18 protein-coding genes are annotated in these 20,174 nt (G+C 67.6%); all 18 read left to right on the top strand.

The genetic code is table 11. The features are described from left to right. The first annotated feature begins 31 nt into the window (after positions 1-31). The 18 genes from nusG (at position 32) to rplW (ending at position 20,170) form a co-directional block, all read left to right on the top strand. On the top strand, positions 32-763 hold the full coding sequence (nusG, locus tag ACGFJ7_RS10580) for a transcription termination/antitermination protein NusG (RefSeq protein ID WP_360245618.1): 732 nt from the start codon (positions 32-34) through the stop codon (positions 761-763). Positions 764-827: 64 nt separating this feature from the next. Beyond that, entirely contained in the window at positions 828-1,541 is a 714-nt protein-coding gene (gene rplA, locus ACGFJ7_RS10575) for a 50S ribosomal protein L1 (protein ID WP_360245615.1), read from the top strand. Positions 1,542-1,610: 69 nt separating this feature from the next. Then, positions 1,611-2,456 carry an ATP-binding cassette domain-containing protein gene (locus ACGFJ7_RS10570; protein WP_392641936.1) on the top strand — a complete coding sequence of 282 codons (846 nt, stop codon included), beginning with the start codon at positions 1,611-1,613 and terminating at the stop codon, positions 2,454-2,456. After that, the gene (locus ACGFJ7_RS10565) at positions 2,453-3,130 is read left to right on the top strand and encodes a hypothetical protein (RefSeq protein WP_360245609.1); all 678 of its coding nucleotides are present in this window, start codon (positions 2,453-2,455) and stop codon (positions 3,128-3,130) included. The genes ACGFJ7_RS10570 and ACGFJ7_RS10565 overlap by 4 nt, the downstream gene beginning before the upstream one ends. A gap of 270 nt (positions 3,131-3,400) precedes the next feature. Beyond that, on the top strand, positions 3,401-3,946 hold the full coding sequence (gene rplJ / locus ACGFJ7_RS10560) for a 50S ribosomal protein L10 (protein ID WP_360245606.1): 546 nt from the start codon (positions 3,401-3,403) through the stop codon (positions 3,944-3,946). Between the two features lie 54 nt (positions 3,947-4,000). Next, on the top strand, positions 4,001-4,387 hold the full coding sequence (gene rplL, locus ACGFJ7_RS10555; protein WP_360245603.1) for a 50S ribosomal protein L7/L12: 387 nt from the start codon (positions 4,001-4,003) through the stop codon (positions 4,385-4,387). 466 nt (positions 4,388-4,853) lie between these two features. After that, positions 4,854-8,294 (top strand): DNA-directed RNA polymerase subunit beta, encoded by a 3,441-nt coding sequence (locus tag ACGFJ7_RS10550; RefSeq protein WP_360245600.1) that lies wholly within the window; start codon positions 4,854-4,856, stop codon positions 8,292-8,294. A gap of 87 nt (positions 8,295-8,381) precedes the next feature. Further along, positions 8,382-12,272 carry a DNA-directed RNA polymerase subunit beta' gene (locus ACGFJ7_RS10545; protein WP_360245597.1) on the top strand — a complete coding sequence of 1,297 codons (3,891 nt, stop codon included), beginning with the start codon at positions 8,382-8,384 and terminating at the stop codon, positions 12,270-12,272. Positions 12,273-12,371: 99 nt separating this feature from the next. Beyond that, positions 12,372-12,686: a hypothetical protein gene (locus ACGFJ7_RS10540; protein ID WP_360246534.1), complete on the top strand. Its 315-nt coding sequence runs from the start codon at positions 12,372-12,374 to the stop codon at positions 12,684-12,686. Positions 12,687-12,712: 26 nt separating this feature from the next. Then, complete coding sequence (locus tag ACGFJ7_RS10535) at positions 12,713-13,174, top strand: hypothetical protein (protein WP_360245594.1); 462 nt, start codon at positions 12,713-12,715, stop codon at positions 13,172-13,174. 417 nt (positions 13,175-13,591) lie between these two features. After that, complete coding sequence (rpsL, locus tag ACGFJ7_RS10530) at positions 13,592-13,966, top strand: 30S ribosomal protein S12 (RefSeq protein ID WP_014440718.1); 375 nt, start codon at positions 13,592-13,594, stop codon at positions 13,964-13,966. A 1-nt stretch (position 13,967) separates the two neighbouring features. Then, positions 13,968-14,438 (top strand): 30S ribosomal protein S7, encoded by a 471-nt coding sequence (gene rpsG, locus ACGFJ7_RS10525; protein WP_043531103.1) that lies wholly within the window; start codon positions 13,968-13,970, stop codon positions 14,436-14,438. 89 nt (positions 14,439-14,527) lie between these two features. After that, the gene (fusA, locus tag ACGFJ7_RS10520) at positions 14,528-16,624 is read left to right on the top strand and encodes an elongation factor G (RefSeq protein WP_360245590.1); all 2,097 of its coding nucleotides are present in this window, start codon (positions 14,528-14,530) and stop codon (positions 16,622-16,624) included. Positions 16,625-16,753: 129 nt separating this feature from the next. Continuing rightward, positions 16,754-17,947, top strand: coding sequence for an elongation factor Tu (tuf, locus tag ACGFJ7_RS10515; RefSeq protein WP_360245587.1), 1,194 nt, complete (start codon positions 16,754-16,756; stop codon positions 17,945-17,947). A gap of 307 nt (positions 17,948-18,254) precedes the next feature. Beyond that, positions 18,255-18,563, top strand: coding sequence for a 30S ribosomal protein S10 (gene rpsJ, locus ACGFJ7_RS10510; protein WP_007073037.1), 309 nt, complete (start codon positions 18,255-18,257; stop codon positions 18,561-18,563). A 13-nt stretch (positions 18,564-18,576) separates the two neighbouring features. Next, the gene (gene rplC, locus ACGFJ7_RS10505; RefSeq protein WP_360245584.1) at positions 18,577-19,227 is read left to right on the top strand and encodes a 50S ribosomal protein L3; all 651 of its coding nucleotides are present in this window, start codon (positions 18,577-18,579) and stop codon (positions 19,225-19,227) included. After that, complete coding sequence (gene rplD / locus ACGFJ7_RS10500; protein WP_360245581.1) at positions 19,224-19,871, top strand: 50S ribosomal protein L4; 648 nt, start codon at positions 19,224-19,226, stop codon at positions 19,869-19,871. Before rplC ends, rplD begins: the two co-directional genes overlap by 4 nt. Then, positions 19,868-20,170 carry a 50S ribosomal protein L23 gene (gene rplW / locus ACGFJ7_RS10495; RefSeq protein WP_097322775.1) on the top strand — a complete coding sequence of 101 codons (303 nt, stop codon included), beginning with the start codon at positions 19,868-19,870 and terminating at the stop codon, positions 20,168-20,170. Before rplD ends, rplW begins: the two co-directional genes overlap by 4 nt. The last annotated feature ends 4 nt before the right edge of the window (positions 20,171-20,174 follow it).

Genomic DNA, 20,174 nt, shown 5'->3' with positions numbered 1-20,174 from the left:
AAGACCATGACTTACCTGGAAGTGAGCGAGCGTGCCTGAGTACGACGAGGAGACCGCGGAGTCCGTCGACGAGCAGTCGTCGGTGGCGACGGCGGACGACGACGAGTCGGCCGAGGCCGCCCAGCCCGAGGCCGCGGCGGCGACGCCGGCCGCCGTGGAGCAGGACGAGGACTACGACCCGGTTCAGGAGCTGCGGCAGAAACTGCGGTACGCCCCCGGCGACTGGTACGTGGTGCACTCGTACGCGGGTTACGAGAACAAGGTCAAGACCAACCTCGAGACCCGCATCACGAGCCTCGACATGGAGGACTTCATCTTCCAGGTCGAGGTGCCGACCCGCGAAGAGATCGAAGTCAAGAGCGGCAAGCGCGTTCAGGTCAGCAACAAGGTCTTCCCGGGCTACATCCTGGTCCGCATGGACCTGACCCCCGAGTCGTACTCCTGCGTGCGCAACACGCCGGGTGTGACCGGCTTCGTGGGCGCGACCGACCGGGTCGACCGTCCCGCCCCGCTCTCGCTCGACGAGGTGCTGAAGTGGCTCGCCCCTGCCGTCGAGCAGGAGGAGAAGAAGGCCAAGCCCGAGATCAAGGTCCTCGACTTCGAGGTCGGCGACTCGGTCACGGTCACCGACGGCGCCTTCGCGTCGCTGCCGGCCTCGATCAGCGAAATTAATGCCGACCAGCAGAAGTTGAAGGTTCTGGTCTCCATCTTCGGCCGTGAGACGCCGGTGGAGCTGAACTTCAACCAGGTCACCAAGATCTGACGCAACACAGCAGTCAGTGGGAGGGCTTTCGGTAAAGCCCGCCATCTACCACAGGAGTAAGAACATGCAGCGCAGCAAGGGCTACCGCAAGGCGGCCGAGTCGATCGACGCCAACAAGCTCTACGAGCCGGCCGACGCCATCAAGCTGGCCAAGGACGCGAGCCCGACCAAGTTCGACGCGACCGTCGAGGTCGCGATGCGGCTGGGCGTCGACCCGCGTAAGGCCGACCAGATGGTCCGCGGCACCGTCAACCTGCCGCACGGCACCGGCAAGACCGCTCGGGTGATCGTCTTCGCCCAGGGCGCGAAGGCCGAGGAGGCCGTCGCGGCCGGCGCCGACGAGGTCGGCACGGACGAGCTCGTGGCCCGCATCCAGGGTGGCTGGCTGGACTTCGACGCCGCGATCGCGACGCCGGACCAGATGGCCAAGATCGGCCGTATCGCCCGGATCCTGGGCCCGCGTGGCCTCATGCCGAACCCGAAGACGGGCACGGTCACCATGGACGTGACCAAGGCCGTCAACGAGATCAAGGGCGGCAAGATCACCTTCCGGGTGGACAAGCACTCGAACCTGCACCTGATCATCGGCAAGGCCTCGTTCTCCGAGGACCAGCTGGTGGACAACTACGCCGCGGTGCTCGACGAGATCCTGCGGGCCAAGCCGTCCGCCGCCAAGGGCAAGTACCTCAAGAAGGTCGTCGTCACCACGACGATGGGCCCGGGCGTGCAGATCGACCCGAACGTCGTGAAGAACTTCAAGGCCGGCGCCGAGGCCTGATCGACACAGGTCACCAGGAACGCCCCCGGGGTACACCCCGGGGGCGTTTTCTGTGGGAGGCTTCGGCTCGTGCGTTTCGACGGGGTGTGGTTCCGCTACGGGCGCCGTCTGCCCTGGGCGCTGCGCGCGGTCGACGCCACCGTCGAGCCCGGCCAGACCGTCGTCGTGCTGGGCCGCAACGGCGCCGGCAAGTCGACGCTGCTCCAGCTCGCGGCCGGCGTCCTGCGCCCGGTGCGAGGCGCGGTACGCGACCGTCCGCCGGTCGTCGGCTGGGTGCCCGAGCGCTTCCCGGCCGACCAGCCGTTCACGGCCGGGCAATATCTGCGCCGAATGGCCCGGTTGCGCGGTGTGGCGGAGAGCGCGGCGGGGGAGTGGATCGAGCGCCTGCTGCTCACCGAGCACGCCGGCACCCGCCTCGGCGATCTCTCCAAGGGCACCGCGCAGAAGGTCGGCGTCGCTCAGGCCCTGCTCGCCCGCCCCGGCCTGCTGGTGCTCGACGAACCGTGGGAAGGACTCGACGCCGCCGCCCGCACGCTGATCCCCGAGATCGTCGCCGAGGTCACCGCGACCGGCGGCATGGTCCTGGTCAGCGACCACCGCAACGAGATCGCCGGCCTTCCCGGCGCCACCCACTGGACGGTCACCGAGTCGGCCCTGCGTTTCGAGGCCCCGGCGGGCCCGTCCGACGAGGTCGTCATCGAGGTGGCCGTCCGCCGCGCGGAGGCCGACCAGGCGGTGGTCCGGCTGCGTGCCGAGGGTCACCGCGTTCTAGAGGTACGAGACCTCCCCGCACCCCAGCCGCACAGCGGCCCCTCCGGGCCCGACGGGTCCTCCGCGGCCCCGCAGTGGCGAGCCGACTCGTACGCGAAAGACCCCCACATGACAGACCCCCAGACGAACGCCGACCGCCGGTGACCGCGCTCGTCCGTATGCGGCTGGCCGCCTTCGTCCGTGGCGGGCGGGCCCTGGCGCCCCTGATCGCCGTGCTCGTAGTCCTCGGCGTGATCTACGGCGGTGGCTCCTCACCGGCCGCCGTCGCCTACGGCTACTCCGCCGCCGCCCTGTTCCCCGTGCTGGCCTGGCAGTCCAAGCTCGTCCTGGACACCGAGCCCGACGTGCAGCGCCGCCTGGCCCGTACCGCCGTGGGTGCCCGCCGCGAGGCGGCCGCCGGCCTGCTGGCCGCCGTGCTGCTCGCGCTGGCCGTGTGTGCCGCCGCCATGCTCGCCCCGTGGCTCTTCGGCGGCATCGAGACCGAGGGCGCCCTCACCGGCTCGGCCCTCGGCGTCCTGGCCCACCTGCTCGCGGTCGTCCCCGCCGTGGCCGTCGGCGGACTGGCCAGCCGGGCCGTGACCGGCGGCGTCCGCAACGGCGTGGCCGTGCTCGTCGTCGCCGCCGTCCTGGTGGTCGTGCTCGGCCTGCAGGGCTCGATCGCGCCCTGGCTCGTCCCGCCGGTGATGGCCACCGCCCGGGTCCTGAACGACGCCGATCCGCCCCCGGCCGCGACCCTGCTGCTGATCACCGGCTGGGCCGCTCTGTGGTGCGTGGCCGCCCTCGGCGGCTACGGATGGCTCCGCCGATCCAGGGCGTGAGGCCGCCGATTTGGCGCTGGCCGTCTCACCCCGTACAGTTGCTTCTCGAAGTTCCACCCAAAGACCGCTGGTCGCCGCAACCACCGTCGTCACGACGGAAGGTCGCGGTCGAAGGCCCCGCTGAATGCGGGCGGCCCGCGCAGGGGAGAACGGTTCGTGACCGGGTGTTCCATCTGCCCGCTCCGCCCCGTGCGCCCTGCGCCGGGGCGTTTCTCATTCCGCCCCCTCCTTCGTTCCGGCCAGTGGCTCGAGCATTGAGAGAGGAGGGACATGGCGGACAAGCCGGTCCGGGCCGACAAGGCCAGCGCCGTTTCCGAGCTCACGGACGACTTCCGTAACTCGTCGGCCACCGTGCTGACCGAGTACCGCGGTCTCACGGTCAAGCAGCTCACGGAGCTGCGCCGTTCGCTGGGCAAGGACACCAAGTACTCGGTGTCCAAGAACACCCTGGCGAAGCGCGCGGCAACCGACGCGGGCATCGAGGGCCTCGACAACCTGTTTGCCGGTCCTACCGCGCTCGCCTTCATCAGCGGCGACCCGGTCGAGGCGGCCAAGGGCCTTCGTGCCTTCGCCAAGGCCAACCCCGTCCTGAAGATCAAGGGCGGTGTGTTCGAGGGCAAGGCGATCAGCGCTGACGACGTCAACAAGATCGCTGACCTCGAGTCGCGTGAGGTTCTGCTGGCCAAGCTGGCCGGCGCCATGAAGGGCAACCTGTCCAAGGCGGCCGGCCTCTTCCAGGCCCCGCTGTCGCAGGTGGCGCGCCTCGCGGCCGCTCTTCAGGAGAAGCGCGAGAAGGACGGTTCCGCGGAGGCCTGAGCCACCGCGCACCAGCAAGACTTTTTCATCAGTACCTAGGAAAGGTTGCCAGACATGGCGAAGCTCAGCACCGACGAGCTGCTCGACGCGTTCAAGGAAATGACCCTGATCGAGCTCTCCGAGTTCGTGAAGCAGTTCGAGGAGACCTTCGAGGTCACCGCGGCCGCTCCCGTCGCCGTCGCGGCGGCCGGTGGCGGCGGCGCTGCCGCTGCTCCCGTCGAGGAGGAGAAGGACTCGTTCGACGTCGTCCTCGAGGGTGACGGTGGCAAGAAGATCCAGGTCATCAAGGTCGTGCGTGAGCTGACCGGCCTGGGCCTCAAGGAGGCCAAGGACGCCGTCGAGTCCGCCCCCAAGGCGATCCTCGAGGGTGTCAACAAGGAGAAGGCCGACGCCGCCAAGGCGAAGCTCGAGGCCGAGGGCGCCAAGGTCACCCTCAAGTGATCTGACGCTTCACAGTTTCACCTCGTTTCGGCGAGGGCCCTGCTCAAGGGCCCTCGCCGTTCGTGCTTTCGGGCCCGACCCGCTCGGAGGCCCTTGACTGTGTGTCCGCTGACAGGCACGCTGATGGCAGCAAGTTTCCGCGCTTGCGACAGCCACCCCGTGGGTATTCCGGTCTAGCCGGTCCTACGGCCGGCACCGAGGAAGATCGCCGCGTTGAGCGGCCCCGCTTGAAGGCCCTGGCCCAGTCGAGGCGCAGGTCAGAGGCCGCGTGGGCCACGCTCCGCAGGTTTCCTCCGGTGTGGGCTGGACAGCGGTTAGCCGAGCGGCTACACTGCTAGTTTGCGCTGCCTTCTGCCTTGAGCCCTGCCGGAAATCATTTCCTGTGGGCTCGTCAGAGTGCACGCAGACAGTTGCATACCCGCAGCTGCAGCCGCATCAGCAGCACCGGTCCTCGGAAGGACGCATCTTGGCAGCTTCCCGCCCTGCGAAGACCAGCCGTACGTCGAGCGCTTACGCACCCCGCCGTGTCTCTTTCGGCAGGATCACCGAGCAACTAGAGGTCCCCAACCTCCTCGCCCTCCAGACGGAGTCTTTCGACTGGCTGGTCGGGAACGAGGCTTGGCAGGCCCGGTCGACGGACGACCCGCACGCCCAGTCGGGCCTCGCAGAGATCCTCGAAGAGATCAGTCCCATTGAGGACTTCTCCGGCACAATGTCGCTGTCCTTCTCGTCTCCCCGATTCGACGAGGTCAAGGCCTCGATCGAGGAGTGCAAGGAGAAGGATCTGACCTACTGCGCGCCGCTGTTCGTGACCGCGGAGTTCACCAACAACACGACTGGCGAGATCAAGAGCCAGACCGTGTTCATGGGTGACTTCCCGATGATGACCCCCAAGGGGACGTTCGTCATCAACGGCACGGAGCGCGTCGTGGTGAGCCAGCTCGTCCGCTCGCCGGGCGTGTACTTCACCAAGGAGCCGGACAAGACCTCCGACCGCGACCTCTCCAGCGTCAAGGTCATCCCCAGCCGGGGCGCCTGGCTGGAGTTCGACATCGACAAGCGCGACACCGTCGGTGTCCGGATCGACCGCAAGCGCCGGCAGGCCGTCACGGTCCTGCTCAAGGCGATCGGCTGGTCGGCCGACCAGATCCGTGAGCGGTTCGGGTGGTCCGAGCTTCTCATGACCACCCTCGAGAAGGACCACATCGCCGGGCAGGACGAGGCCCTGCTCGACATCTACCGCAAGCTCCGCCCTGGCGAGCCCCCGACGCGGGAGAACGCGCAGACCCTGCTCGACAACCTCTTCTTCAACCCGAAGAGGTACGACGTCGCCAAGGTCGGCCGTTACAAGTTCAACAAGAAGCTCGAGCTCGACCTGCCGATCGACCGCGGGACGCTGACCGAGGAAGACATCGTCAAGACCGTCGAGTACCTCGCCCGGCTGCACGCCGGTGAGGAGGGCTACGAGGCCGACGACATCGACCACTTCGGCAACCGCCGTCTGCGCACGGTCGGCGAGCTCATCCAGAACCAGGTCCGCGTCGGCCTGTCCCGGATGGAGCGCGTCGTCCGCGAGCGCATGACGACCCAGGACGTCGAGGCGATCACGCCGCAGACCCTGATCAACATCCGCCCCGTGGTGGCGGCGATCAAGGAGTTCTTCGGTACGTCGCAGCTGTCGCAGTTCATGGACCAGACCAACCCGCTCGCGGGTCTGACCCACCGTCGCCGCCTGTCGGCGCTCGGCCCGGGTGGTCTGTCGCGTGAGCGCGCCGGCTTCGAGGTCCGTGACGTGCACCCCTCGCACTACGGCCGCATGTGCCCGATCGAGACGCCCGAGGGACCGAACATCGGTCTGATCGGCGCGCTCTCGACGTTCGCGCGGGTCAACCCGTTCGGATTCATCGAGACGCCGTACCGCAAGGTCGAGGAAGGCGTCGTCACCGACGAGGTCCACTACCTCACGGCCGATGAGGAAGACCGGTACATCAAGGCGCAGGCCAACGCCACGCTGCGCAGCGACGGCACCTTCGCCGACGACCGCGTCCTGGTCCGCCGTAAGGGCGGTGAGGTCGACTACGTGCCCGGCACGCAGGTCGACTACATGGACGTGTCGCCGCGGCAGATGACGTCGGTCGCGACCGCGATGATCCCGTTCCTCGAGCACGACGACGCCAACCGCGCCCTCATGGGTGCGAACATGCAGCGTCAGGCGGTGCCGCTGGTCAAGGCCGAGGCCCCGCTGGTCGGTACGGGCATGGAGTACCGCGCCGCGGTCGACGCCGGTGACGTCGTCGTCGCCGAGGTCGGCGGCGTGGTCGAGGACCTGTGCGCCGACTACGTGACGGTCCACCAGGACGACGGCCACCGCCGTACGTACCTGCTGCACAAGTTCCGCCGCTCCAACGCCGGCTCCTGCGTCAACCAGAAGCCGGTCGTGTTCGAGGGTGACCGGGTCGAGGCCGGCCAGGTCATCGCCGACGGCCCGTGCACCGACGAGGGGGAGATGGCCCTCGGCCGCAACCTGCTCGTCGCGTTCATGTGCTGGGAGGGTCACAACTACGAGGACGCGATCATCCTGTCGCAGCGCCTCGTCCAGCAGGACGTCCTCACCTCGATCCACATCGAGGAGCACGAGGTCGACGCCCGTGACACCAAGCTCGGCCCGGAAGAGATCACCCGCGACATCCCGAACGTCAGCGAGGAAATGCTCGCCGACCTCGACGAGCGCGGCATCATCCGGATCGGCGCCGAGGTCGTCCCCGGCGACATCCTGGTCGGCAAGGTCACGCCCAAGGGCGAGACCGAGCTGACCCCCGAGGAGCGCCTGCTCCGCGCGATCTTCGGTGAGAAGGCCCGGGAGGTCCGGGACACCTCGCTGAAGGTGCCGCACGGCGAGACCGGCACGGTCATCGGCGTCCGCACGTTCTCGCGCGAGGACGGCGACGAGCTTCCTCCGGGCGTCAACGAGCTGGTCCGCGTCTACGTGGCCCAGAAGCGCAAGATCCAGGACGGTGACAAGCTCGCCGGCCGGCACGGCAACAAGGGCGTCATCTCCAAGATCCTTCCGGTCGAGGACATGCCGTTCCTCGAGGACGGCACCCCCGTCGACATCGTGCTCAACCCGCTCGGTGTGCCCTCGCGTATGAACATCGGCCAGGTTCTGGAGACCCACCTCGGGTGGATCGCCAAGACCGGCTGGGAGGTCGAGGGCGACGACGCCGAGTGGAAGCGCCAGCTGCGCGCGATCGAGGCGCACGAGTCCCCCAAGGACTCGAACGTCGCGACCCCCGTCTTCGACGGTGCGCAGGAGGAGGAGATCAAGGGTCTCCTGGAGTCGACGCTGGTCAACCGCGACGGTAAGCGGCTGGTCAACGGTGACGGCAAGGCGCAGCTGTTCGACGGCCGCTCCGGCGAGCCGCTGCCGGACCCGATCTCGGTCGGGTACGTGTACATCCTCAAGCTGAACCACCTGGTCGACGACAAGATCCACGCTCGGTCGACCGGCCCGTACTCGATGATCACGCAGCAGCCGCTGGGTGGTAAGGCGCAGTTCGGTGGCCAGCGGTTCGGCGAGATGGAGTGCTGGGCGATGCAGGCCTACGGCGCCGCTTACGCGCTGCAGGAGCTGCTCACCATCAAGTCCGACGACGTGCTCGGCCGCGTGAAGGTCTACGAGGCCATCGTCAAGGGCGAGAACATCCCGGAGCCGGGAATCCCGGAGTCGTTCAAGGTGCTGCTCAAGGAGCTGCAGTCGCTGTGCCTGAATGTTGAGGTGCTTTCCAGCGACGGCGTGGCTCTCGAGATGCGCGAGACCGACGACGAGGTCTTCCGGGCCGCGGAGGAACTCGGTATCGACCTGTCCCGGCGCCCGAACGAGGGCGTCAGCAGCGTCGAAGAGATCTGACGGAAGCGTCCCCCGCTCCTTTGAGGGCGGGGGACGCCACCGCCGGCCTGGAATCCATTCGAGCAAGAAATACGAGGGATAGACCAAGTGCTCGACGTCAACTTCTTCGACGAGTTGCGCATCGGCCTGGCCACCGCTGACGACATCCGGCAGTGGTCGCACGGCGAGGTCAAGAAGCCCGAGACGATCAACTACCGCACGCTCAAGCCCGAGAAGGACGGACTCTTCTGCGAGAAGATCTTCGGTCCTCAGCGGGACTGGGAGTGCTACTGCGGAAAGTACAAGCGGGTCCGGTTCAAGGGCATCATCTGTGAGCGCTGCGGCGTCGAGGTGACCCGGTCCAAGGTCCGCCGTGAGCGCATGGGCCACATCGAGCTGGCCGCCTCGGTCACGCACATCTGGTACTTCAAGGGTGTGCCGAGCCGGTTGGGCTACCTGCTCGACCTGGCGCCGAAGGACCTCGAGAAGATCATCTACTTCGCCTCGTACGTGATCACGAGCGTTGACGCCGAGGCGCGTCACCGCGACATGTCCACGATCGAGAACGAGATCTTCGCCGAGAAGCGCCAGTCCGAGAACGGCCGCGACTCCGAGATCGAGAAGCGGGCCGCCAAGCTGGAGCAGGACCTGGCCGAGCTCGAGGCCGAGGGTGCCAAGGCGGACGTGCGCCGCAAGGTCAAGGAAGCCGGCGAGCGCGAGATGCGCCAGATCCGGGACAAGGCGCAGCGCGAGATCGACCGTCTCGACGAGGTGCTCGACACCTTCCGCAAGCTCGACTCGAAGCAGCTGGTCACCGACGAGCTGCTCTACCGCGAGCTGCGGGACCGCTTCGGTGAGTACTTCACCGGCGGCATGGGTGCCGAGGCGATCAAGGCGCTGCTCGAGAACATGGACCTGGACGCCGAGGCCGAGAACCTGCGGGAGATCATCCGCACCGGTAAGGGCCAGCGGAAGATCCGTGCGCTCAAGCGCCTCAAGGTCGTCGCCGCGTTCCTGAACACCACCAACAAGCCGCTCGGCATGGTGCTGGACTGCGTCCCGGTCATCCCGCCGGACCTGCGCCCGATGGTGCAGCTCGACGGTGGCCGCTTCGCGACCTCCGACCTCAACGACCTGTACCGCCGGGTCATCAACCGGAACAACCGGTTGAAGCGCCTGATCGACCTGGGTGCGCCCGAGATCATCGTGAACAACGAGAAGCGGATGCTGCAGGAGGCCGTCGACGCGCTGTTCGACAACGGCCGCCGCGGCCGGCCGGTCACCGGCCCGGGTAACCGCCCGCTGAAGTCGCTGTCCGACATGCTCAAGGGCAAGCAGGGTCGTTTCCGCCAGAACCTGCTGGGCAAGCGCGTCGACTACTCCGGCCGTTCGGTCATCGTCGTCGGCCCGCGGCTCAAGCTGCACCAGTGCGGTCTGCCCAAGCAGATGGCCCTGGAGCTGTTCAAGCCGTTCGTGATGAAGCGCCTGGTCGACCTGAACCACGCGCAGAACATCAAGTCGGCCAAGCGGATGGTCGAGCGTCAGCGCCCGGTCGTGTGGGACGTCCTCGAAGAGGTCATCAGCGAGCACCCGGTGCTGCTGAACCGCGCGCCGACCCTGCACCGCCTCGGCATCCAGGCCTTCGAGCCCCAGCTGGTCGAGGGCAAGGCGATCCAGATCCACCCGCTCGTCTGTACGGCGTTCAACGCCGACTTCGACGGTGACCAGATGGCGGTGCACGTGCCGCTGTCGGCCGAGGCGCAGGCCGAGGCCCGGATCCTGATGCTGTCGTCGAACAACATCCTCAAGCCGGCCGACGGCAAGCCGGTCACCATGCCCACCCAGGACATGGTCATCGGCCTGTACCACCTGACCCACGAGACGCCCGGCAACAAGGGCGAGGGACGGGTGTTCAGCTCGGACGCCGAGGCGCGGATGGCGTACGACAACGGCGAGCTGCACCTGCAGGCGCCGGTCAAGATCCGTCTCCAGGGCGTCATCGGTGTCGACAACGGCGCCAAGGGCGCCAAGTGGGAGGCTCCGGAGGACTGGACCGAGGGCGAGCCGCTCCTGGTCGAGACCACCCTGGGCCGGGTCATCTTCAACGAGACGCTGCCCCCGGGCTACCGCTTCGTGAACTACGAGATCCGCAAGGGTCAGCTGTCGGCGATCGTCAACGACCTCGCCGAGCGCTTCCCCAAGGTCGCCCTGGCCGCGACCCTGGACGCGCTCAAGGAGGCCGGCTTCCACTGGGCCACCTGGTCCGGTGTGACGATCGGCATGGGCGATGTCATCGGCCCCCCGCGCAAGCCGGAGATCCTGCAGCGCTACCAGGTCGAGGCGGACCGGATCGACAAGCAGTACCAGCGTGGTCTGATGACCGCCGAGGAGCGTCGCGGCGAGCTCATCGAGATCTGGACGAAGGCGACCAACGAGATCTCCAAGGAGATGGAGAACTCGCTGCCGCACGAGAACCCGCTCTGGGTCATGATCAACTCGGGCGCCCGCGGTAACCTGCTGCAGCTGCGGCAGATCGCCGCGATCCGCGGCCTGGTGGCCAACCCCAAGGGTGAGATCATCCCGCGGCCGATCACCTCGTCGTACCGCGAGGGCCTGACCGTGCTGGAGTACTTCATCTCCACGCACGGTGCCCGTAAGGGTCTGGCCGACACCGCGCTGCGTACCGCCGACTCGGGTTACCTGACCCGTCGTCTGGTGGACGTCTCGCAGGACGTGATCATCCGCGAGGAGGACTGCGGCACCGACCGCGCGATCCCGATGCAGGTGGCCGACCGCGAGGCGGACGGCACGCTGGTCGTGCACGTGCACGCCGAGACCGGTGTCCACGCTCGTACGCTGGCCGACGACATCGACGACGCCCAGGGCAACCGGGTGGTGTCGCGTGGCGACGACCTGAACTCGATCCTGGTCGACAAGCTCGTCGCCGCCGGCGTCGAGAACGTCCGGGTGCGCAGCGTCCTGACCTGCGAGTCGAAGCTCGGTGTGTGTGCGGCCTGCTACGGCCGTTCGCTGCCGACCGGCAAGTCGGTCGACATCGGCGAGGCCGTCGGCATCATCGCGGCCCAGTCCATCGGTGAGCCCGGTACGCAGCTGACGATGCGTACCTTCCACACCGGTGGTGTCGCGGGTGAGGACATCACCCAGGGTCTGCCGCGTGTCCAGGAGATCTTCGAGGCCCGCGTTCCCAAGGGCAAGGCGCCCATCGCCGACACCCCGGGACGCATCCGCATCGAGGACGGCGAGCGGTCGCGCAAGATCATCGTGGTGCCGGACGACGGCAGCGACGAGATCGTGTACGACAAGATCTCGAAGCGCGTGAAGCTGCGCGCGCACGACGGCGACCACGTCGGCGTCGGCGAGAAGCTCACCGAGGGCACCATCGACCCGCACGAGCTGCTGCGCATCATGGGCCCGCGCGCGGTCCAGGTCCACCTGACCCAGGAGGTCCAGGAGGTCTACCGCTCGCAGGGTGTGCTCATCCACGACAAGCACATCGAGATCATCATCCGCCAGATGCTCAAGCGGGTGACGGTCATCGACTCGGGTGCCGCGGAGTTCCTCCCCGGTGTCCTGGTCGACCGGGCGCTCTTCGAGTCGGAGAACCGCCGGATCGTGGGCGAGGGTGGCGAGCCCGCCGCCGGTCGCCCGGTGCTGATGGGTATCACCAAGGCCTCGCTGGCCACCGACTCCTGGCTCTCGGCCGCCTCCTTCCAGGAGACGACCCGGGTGCTGACCGACGCGGCGATCAACTCGCGCAGCGACTCGCTCGTCGGCCTCAAGGAGAACGTGATCATCGGTAAGCTCATCCCGGCCGGTACGGGCATCAGCAAGTACCGCAACATCCGGGTCGAGCCGACCGAGGAGGCCAAGGCCAAGGTGTACTCGATGACCGGGTACCCCGAGACCGACTACGGCTTCGGGCCGGCCAGCGGGCAGGCTGTGCCGCTGGACGACTTCGACTTCGGGTCGTACCGCTAAGGGTCTCTGAACGCCTGAAGGGCGGTCGCGCACTGCGCGGCCGCCCTTCGGCGTACCTACTATGGGCTGGTGACGCTTCCCGCCCTCACCCGCCACCCGATGGATCCCGACCCGGCGCCGTCGTCGAAGGCACGGGCGGTCTTCGCGCTGGGCCTGGTGGGCTTCCTGACCGGCCCGTTCGTGGGCGGGGTCATCCCGGCCGTCCTGGCGCTGCTGCTCGCGCGCCAGGCCGCGCGGCAGGCGTACGAGGCCCAGGGCTTCCTGACCGGCTCCGCGTGGATCCGCCGCGGCCGCCGGTTCGCCTGGGCCGGCATCGTCCTGGCCCTCACCTCGCTGGTGATCGCCGCGATCGCCGGCCTGCTGCATCTGGCCGCCTCGCCCGGCGGTCCCGACTTCGCCCCGGGTACCGACTGACCCCGTTCGGGTGACATGCTCATGTCATGACGCACCCGCCGGCGGCCATGCCCTATCCGCCTCCGCCTCCGCCGCCCAACGGGCGCTGGCAGCCGGAGCGGGTCGACCCCCTGCCGGGCACCGAGTTCGGCCTGGTCCAGCTGCGGGTCGAGCCGATCACCTCCGGCCTCGCCATCGGTTCTCTGCTCGCCGGCATCGGCTCGATCCTGGTCTCCACGCTGGTCCTCTGCTTCGGCCTGCTCGGCGCCTCGGGCGGCTGGGGCGGCTGGGTCGGCGGAGCCTTCACCGTTCTCAGTGTGCTGGCCGGCGCCGGCGCTGTGATCGTCGGCATGGTGGCCCGGCGGCAGATCCGCCGTTCCGGCCAGGTCGGCCAGGTCCGGTTCACCGGCGGCGGCCTCGGTATGGCCGGGATCATCTGCGGATCGTGCGGAGCGGGAATTGCTCTCCTGTCACTCGCGTTGACCCTGGTGTTGCAGTTGTCATCCTGAGTGACCCGTGTGTCTCTCCGGCCGTGGATCGGGCACCGCGGCGCCGGTTCGTTCCAGCACCCGGTACACTTGCCTCGGAGGTATCCGTCACGAGGACTAGGTGCTCATTTTGACCTGGATGCTTGGGGTGGGTACTCTTTCCCCTCGTGCCCTGGCTTGCCAGGGCAACTCGTGCGTGCGCCCGAGTCGGTAGTACTACGACGGGGTCGACAAGCCGAGCGCGGCGCCTTTCCGGGCGCCGACACAGACAAGACCCGGTGCGCGTTGACAAACGCGCGGCGGGACCGTGAGCCGGACGACACGCCCGACCGCGGGTGCCGGAAGCCCCCCGGGCATGGGGAGCCTTCGGCACACAGAGGCATATCTAAGACGGTGCGGTCGCGGTGAAAGGCGGCCGAAGGGAGCGGAGAGAACCCGGTGCCCACGATCCAGCAGCTGGTCCGAAAGGGCCGCCAGGCGAAGACGAGCAAGACCAAGACGCCGGCGCTGAAGGGAAGTCCCCAGCGGCGCGGCGTGTGCACGCGCGTGTACACCACCACCCCCAAGAAGCCGAACTCTGCGCTGCGCAAGGTCGCTCGTGTGAAGCTCAGCAGCCAGATCGAGGTGACGGCGTACATCCCGGGCGTCGGCCACAACCTGCAGGAGCACTCGATCGTGCTCGTGCGTGGCGGTCGTGTGAAGGACCTCCCGGGCGTCCGCTACAAGATCGTCCGCGGTTCGCTGGACACCCAGGGTGTCCGCAACCGCAAGCAGGCCCGCAGCCGTTACGGCGCGAAGAAGGAGAAGAGCTGACATGCCGCGTAAGGGCCCCGCTCCGCGCCACCCAGTGGTCGCGGACCCGGTTTACAACTCGCCGCTGGTCACCCAGCTGGTGAACAAGATCCTGATCGGCGGCAAGCGTCAGCTCGCTGAGCGCATCGTGTACGGCGCCCTCGAGGGTGCCCGCGAGAAGAGCGGCACCGACCCCGTGGTGATCCTCAAGCGCGCCATGGACAACGTCAAGCCGACCCTCGAGGTCCGCAGCCGCCGCGTCGGTGGCGCGACCTACCAGGTTCCGGTCGAGGTCCGCACCCCGCGTCAGACCACGCTCGGCCTCCGCTGGCTCGTCCAGTACTCCAAGGCCCGCCGTGAGAAGACCATGATCGAGCGTCTCCAGAACGAGCTGCTCGACGCCAGCAACGGTCTCGGTGCCGCCGTCAAGCGGCGCGAGGACACCCACAAGATGGCGGAGTCCAACAAGGCCTTCGCGCACTACCGCTGGTAAGACCCCGCTGCCGGCCCGGTGATTGAACCGGGCCGGGACGCAAGTCGTACCGGTTCACGAGACGACGACGAAGAAGAGTAGGGATTCAAGTGGCCGCCGCAGACGCGCTCGCCAACGTACGCAACATCGGCATCATGGCGCACATCGATGCCGGTAAGACCACGACCACCGAGCGAATCCTGTTCTACACCGGTATCACGTACAAGATCGGTGAGGTCCACGATGGCGCAGCCACCATGGACTGGATGGAGCAGGAGCAGGAGCGCGGTATCACGATCACTTCCGCCGCCACCAAGTGCGAGTGGAAGGGTCACACGATCCAGATCATCGACACGCCCGGCCACGTCGACTTCACGGTCGAGGTCGAGCGGTCGCTGCGTGTGCTGGACGGCGCTGTGGCGGTCTACGACGGCGTCGCCGGCGTGGAGCCGCAGACCGAGAACGTGTGGCGGCAGGCGGACAAGTACCACGTCCCCCGGATGTGCTTCGTCAACAAGCTCGACCGGACCGGCGCCGACTTCTTCCGCTGCGTGCAGATGATGATCGACCGGCTCAACGCGACGCCGCTCGTCCTGCAGATCCCGATCGGCCTCGAGGGCGACCACATCGGCGTCGTCGACCTGATCGGCATGCGCGCGCTCACCTGGCGTGGTGAGACCCAGAAGGGTGAGGACTACGCGGTCGAGGAGATCCCGGCTGACCTGGTCGACTCCGCGAACGAGTGGCGCGAGAAGCTGATCGAGACCCTGGCCGACGTCGACGACGAGGTCATGCTGAAGTACCTCGAGGGCGAGTCGCTCACCGAGGACGAGATCAAGGCCGCCATCCGGCGCGCCACGATCGCCAGCAAGGCCAACCCGGTGCTGTGCGGCTCGGCGTTCAAGAACAAGGGCGTTCAGCCCATGCTCGACGCCGTGATCGACTTCCTGCCGTCGCCGCTGGACATCCCGGCCATCGAGGGCACCGCGACGGACGGCGAGACGCCGATCCAGCGCAAGCCGTCGAACTCGGAGCCGTTCTCGGCGCTGGCGTTCAAGATCCAGACCGACAAGCACCTCGGCAAGCTCACGTACGTGCGGGTCTACTCCGGCACGCTCGAGTCCGGTTCTCAGGTGGTCAACTCCACCAAGGACCGCAAGGAGCGGATCGGCAAGATCTACCAGATGCACGCGAACAAGCGTGAGGAGCGCGCCACCGCGCAGGCCGGCGACATCATCGCCGTCCAGGGTCTCAAGCAGACCACCACCGGTGACACGCTCAGCGACCCGGCCAACCCGGTCATCCTGGAGTCGATGACCTTCCCGGAGCCGGTCATCCAGGTCGCCATCGAGCCGAAGACCAAGTCGGACCAGGAGAAGCTGGGCACCGCGATCCAGCGCCTCGCCGAGGAGGACCCGACGTTCCGGGTCTTCAACGACGAGGAGACCGGCCAGACGATCATCGCCGGCATGGGCGAGCTCCACCTGGACATCCTGGTGGACCGCATGCGCCGCGAGTTCAACGTCGAGGCCAACATCGGCAAGCCGCAGGTGGCCTACCGTGAGACGATCCGCGGCACCGTGGAGAAGCACACGTACGTCCACAAGAAGCAGACCGGTGGCTCGGGCCAGTACGCGAAGGTCGTCGTCAACGTCGAGCCGCTGCCGCTCGAGGCCGACGGCCCCACGTACGAGTTCGTCAACGCGGTGACCGGTGGCCGCATCCCCAAGGAGTTCATCCCCTCGGTGGACGCGGGCGCGCAGGACTCGCTGCAGTACGGCGTTCTCGCCGGCTACCCGCTGGTCGGCGTGAAGTTCACGCTGGTCGACGGTCAGTACCACGAGGTCGACTCGTCCGAGATGGCGTTCAAGATCGCCGGCTCCATGGCGATGAAAGAGGTCGCCCGCAAGGCCGACCCCGCGCTGCTCGAGCCGATGATGTCCGTCGAGGTCACCACGCCCGAGGACAACATGGGCGACGTGATCGGCGACCTCAACTCGCGGCGTGGCATCATCCAGTCGATGGAGGAGCGCTCCGGCGCCCGCGTCGTCAAGGCTCTGGTCCCGCTCTCCGAGATGTTCGGCTACGTCGGCGACCTCCGGTCGAAGACCGCCGGCCGGGCTAGCTACAGCATGCAGTTCGACTCCTACGCCGAGGTCCCGCAGGGCGTCGCGAAGGAGATCATCGCCAAGGCGACGGGCGCCTAGTTCCCGCCGAAGCGTTGAGGCGCGTGCGGTCCGTCGAGGACCGCACGCGCGCGAGCAGTCGACAGAGTCCCCATCGCCTTATCGGGCGTGCCGGGCGAAAGTAAAACCACAGTCCACAGGAGGACACCAGTGGCGAAGGCGAAGTTCGAGCGGACTAAGCCGCACGTCAACATCGGCACCATTGGTCACATCGACCACGGTAAGACGACGCTGACTGCGGCCATCACCAAGGTCCTGCACGACCAGTACCCGGACCTGAACCCGTACACCCCGTTCGACGAGATCGACAAGGCGCCGGAGGAGAAGGCCCGCGGCATCACGATCTCGATCGCGCACGTCGAGTACCAGACCGCGGCGCGTCACTACGCGCACGTGGACTGCCCCGGCCACGCCGACTACATCAAGAACATGATCACCGGTGCCGCCCAGATGGACGGCGCGATCCTGGTGGTCGCCGCGACCGACGGCCCGATGCCGCAGACCAAGGAGCACGTGCTCCTGGCCCGCCAGGTCGGCGTTCCGTACATCGTCGTCGCCCTGAACAAGAGCGACATGGTGGACGACGAGGAGCTCCTCGAGCTCGTCGAGCTCGAGGTCCGTGAGCTGCTGAGCACCTACGAGTTCCCGGGCGACGACCTGCCGGTCGTGCGCGTCTCGGCGCTCAAGGCGCTCGAGGGCGACGCTCAGTGGACCGAGCGCCTCATGGAGCTGATGAACGCGGTCGACACCGCGATCCCGCAGCCCGAGCGTGAGACCGAGAAGCCGTTCCTCATGCCCATCGAGGACGTCTTCACGATCACCGGTCGTGGCACCGTGGTCACGGGTCGCGCCGAGCGCGGCATCCTCAAGCCGAACGAGGAGGTCGAGATCGTCGGCATCCGCGAGAAGTCGACGAAGACCGTCTGCACCGGCATCGAGATGTTCCGCAAGCTGCTCGACGAGGCCCGCGCGGGTGAGAACGTCGGTCTGCTGCTCCGCGGCATCAAGCGCGAGGACGTCGAGCGCGGCATGGTCGTGGTCAAGCCCGGCACCAGCACCCCGCACACGGAGTTCGAGGGCCAGGTCTACATCCTCTCGAAGGAAGAGGGCGGCCGGCACACCCCGTTCTTCCAGAACTACCGCCCGCAGTTCTACTTCCGCACCACGGACGTCACCGGTGTCGTCACGCTGCCCGAGGGCACCGAGATGGTCATGCCGGGCGACTCCACCAGCATGTCGGTCAAGCTGATCCAGCCGATCGCCATGGAGCAGGGCCTGAAGTTCGCGATCCGTGAGGGTGGCCGCACCGTCGGCGCCGGAACGGTTACGAAGATCAACAAGTAAGGTCGATGACCCCGATTAGCAATGCCGCGTTCTTTCGGGCATACTAGTCAGGTTGCGTCCGAGCGGGGTGGGTAGCTGCCTTGGCAGCTGCCCACCCTCGCCGGGTGTCTGGGGTGTGTTTTTGAGCCGCCCGCTGGACACTCCAAGATCCCCGTGATCTGGATAGCTGCTGTGCGCAGATTTCTGAGTGCAGGCGCGACACGCCCGACCGCGGGGGTCGGACAACGCAGGATCAACGGTCCTGCGGGCATGCGAGGGGCACCCCTCTCGCACGTAGCGGCATCGAGAGAAGGAAACAGAAGCCACCATGGCGGGACAGAAGATCCGCATCCGGCTCAAGGCCTATGACCACGAGGTCGTCGACTCCTCGGCTCGGAAGATCGTCGAGACGGTGACGCGTACCGGGGCGCAGGTTGCTGGCCCGGTGCCGCTGCCCACGGAGATCAACCGTTTCTGCGTCATCCGCTCGCCGCACAAGTACAAGGACTCGCGCGAGCACTTCGAGATGCGCACGCACAAGCGGCTGATCGACATCATCGACCCGACTCCCAAGACGGTCGACTCGCTCATGCGCCTCGACCTGCCGGCTGGCGTCGACATCGAGATCAAGCTGTAGGGATCTGCGACTAATGGACAGGGAAGTAAAGGGGATCCTGGGCGCCAAGCTCGGCATGACCCAGGTCTGGGACAACAACAAGGTTGTCCCGGTGACCGTGGTCCAGGCCGGCCCTTGTGTCGTGACCCAGGTTCGTACCGATGAGAAGGACGGCTACACCGCCGTCCAGCTGGCGTACGGCGCCATCGACCCGCGCAAGGTGAACAAGCCCGAGGGCGGTCACTTCGCGAAGGCCGGTGTGTCGCCGCGGCGGCACGTCGTCGAGCTGCGCACCAGCGACGCCGGCGCTTACGAGCTCGGCCAAGAGGTCACCGTCGAGACGTTCCCGGTCGGTACGCCGATCGACGTCACCGGCAAGACCAAGGGCAAGGGCTACGCCGGTGTCATGAAGCGGCACGGTTTCCACGGCCTCAAGAGCAGCCACGGTGTCGAGCGCAAGCACCGCTCGCCCGGCTCGATCGGCGCCTGCGCGACCCCCGGTCGCGTGTTCAAGGGTGTCCGCATGGCCGGTCGCATGGGTAGCCAGCGATTCACCGTGCAGAACCTCACCGTGCAGGCGGTGGACACCGAGAACAACCTGATCCTGGTCAAGGGCGCGGTGCCCGGTCCCAAGGGCGCGCTGATCCTGGTCCGTACCGCGGCGAAGAAGGGCGGTGCCAAGTGAGCTCGGTTGACGTGATCAACGTTGAGGGCAACAAGGCCGGCTCGGTCGAGCTGCCGGACTCGGTCTTCGACGTCCAGGCCAACATCCCGCTGATGCACCAGGTCGTGGTGGCCCAGCTCGCGGCCGCCCGCCAGGGCACGCACAAGGCGAAGTCCCGCGGCGAGGTCGCCGGCGGCGGCAAGAAGCCGTACAAGCAGAAGGGCACCGGCCGCGCCCGTCAGGGCTCGATCCGCGCGCCTCAGTTCACCGGCGGTGGCGTCGTGCACGGTCCCGTGCCGCGCGACTACAGCCAGCGGACCCCCAAGAAGATGAAGGCCGCCGCCCTGCGTGGCGCCCTGTCCGACCGGGCCCGCGACGGCCGCGTGCACGTGGTCGAGTCCTTCGTCAGCGGCGAGACGCCGTCGACCAAGGCCGCGATCGCCACGCTGCGCAAGGTCGCTCAGACCACGAAGGTTCTGGTCGTGCTCAGCAGCACCGACGAGCTCAACTGGCTCTCGCTGCGCAACGAGGTCACGGTTCACCTGCTCGAGGCCGGACAGCTCAACACGTACGACGTGCTGGTCGCCGACGAGGTTGTGTTCACCAAGGACGCGCTCGACGAGTTCCTGGGCACCCCGGCGACGGCCGAGGAGGGGAACAAGTGACCACGATCGCTGACCCGCGCGACATCATCGTCCGCCCGGTGGTCTCTGAGAAGAGCTACAGCGTCCTCGACCAGAACTGGTACACGTTCGAGGTCCACCCGGACGCGAACAAGACCGCGATCAAGATCGCGATCCAGCAGATCTTCAACGTCCGCGTGCTCTCGGTGAACACCGCGAACCGCGAGGGCAAGCGCAAGCGCACCCGGACCGGCTTCGGACAGCGCAAGGCGACCAAGCGCGCGATGGTCAAGCTGGCTGACGGCGACCGTATCGAGGCCTTCGGCGGCCCGGTCAGCTAAGGGG

Origin of the sequence: Actinoplanes sp. NPDC048988 (genome assembly GCF_043197815.1) — a bacterium.
Lineage (GTDB): Bacteria > Actinomycetota > Actinomycetes > Mycobacteriales > Micromonosporaceae > Actinoplanes.
This window is presented reverse-complemented; position numbering and strand designations above follow the sequence as displayed.

Bases quoted from the DNA above. Each gene is read 5' to 3' on its own strand.
- rplA (WP_360245615.1), top strand. From the start codon at position 828: ATGCAGCGCAGCAAGGGCTACCGCAAGGCGGCCGAGTCGATCGACGCC.
- rplJ (WP_360245606.1), top strand. From the start codon at position 3,401: ATGGCGGACAAGCCGGTCCGGGCCGACAAGGCCAGCGCCGTTTCCGAG.
- rplL (WP_360245603.1), top strand. From the start codon at position 4,001: ATGGCGAAGCTCAGCACCGACGAGCTGCTCGACGCGTTCAAGGAAATG.
- ACGFJ7_RS10540 (WP_360246534.1), top strand. From the start codon at position 12,372: ATGGATCCCGACCCGGCGCCGTCGTCGAAGGCACGGGCGGTCTTCGCG.
- ACGFJ7_RS10535 (WP_360245594.1), top strand. From the start codon at position 12,713: ATGACGCACCCGCCGGCGGCCATGCCCTATCCGCCTCCGCCTCCGCCG.
- rpsG (WP_043531103.1), top strand. From the start codon at position 13,968: ATGCCGCGTAAGGGCCCCGCTCCGCGCCACCCAGTGGTCGCGGACCCG.
- rpsJ (WP_007073037.1), top strand. From the start codon at position 18,255: ATGGCGGGACAGAAGATCCGCATCCGGCTCAAGGCCTATGACCACGAG.
- rplC (WP_360245584.1), top strand. From the start codon at position 18,577: ATGGACAGGGAAGTAAAGGGGATCCTGGGCGCCAAGCTCGGCATGACC.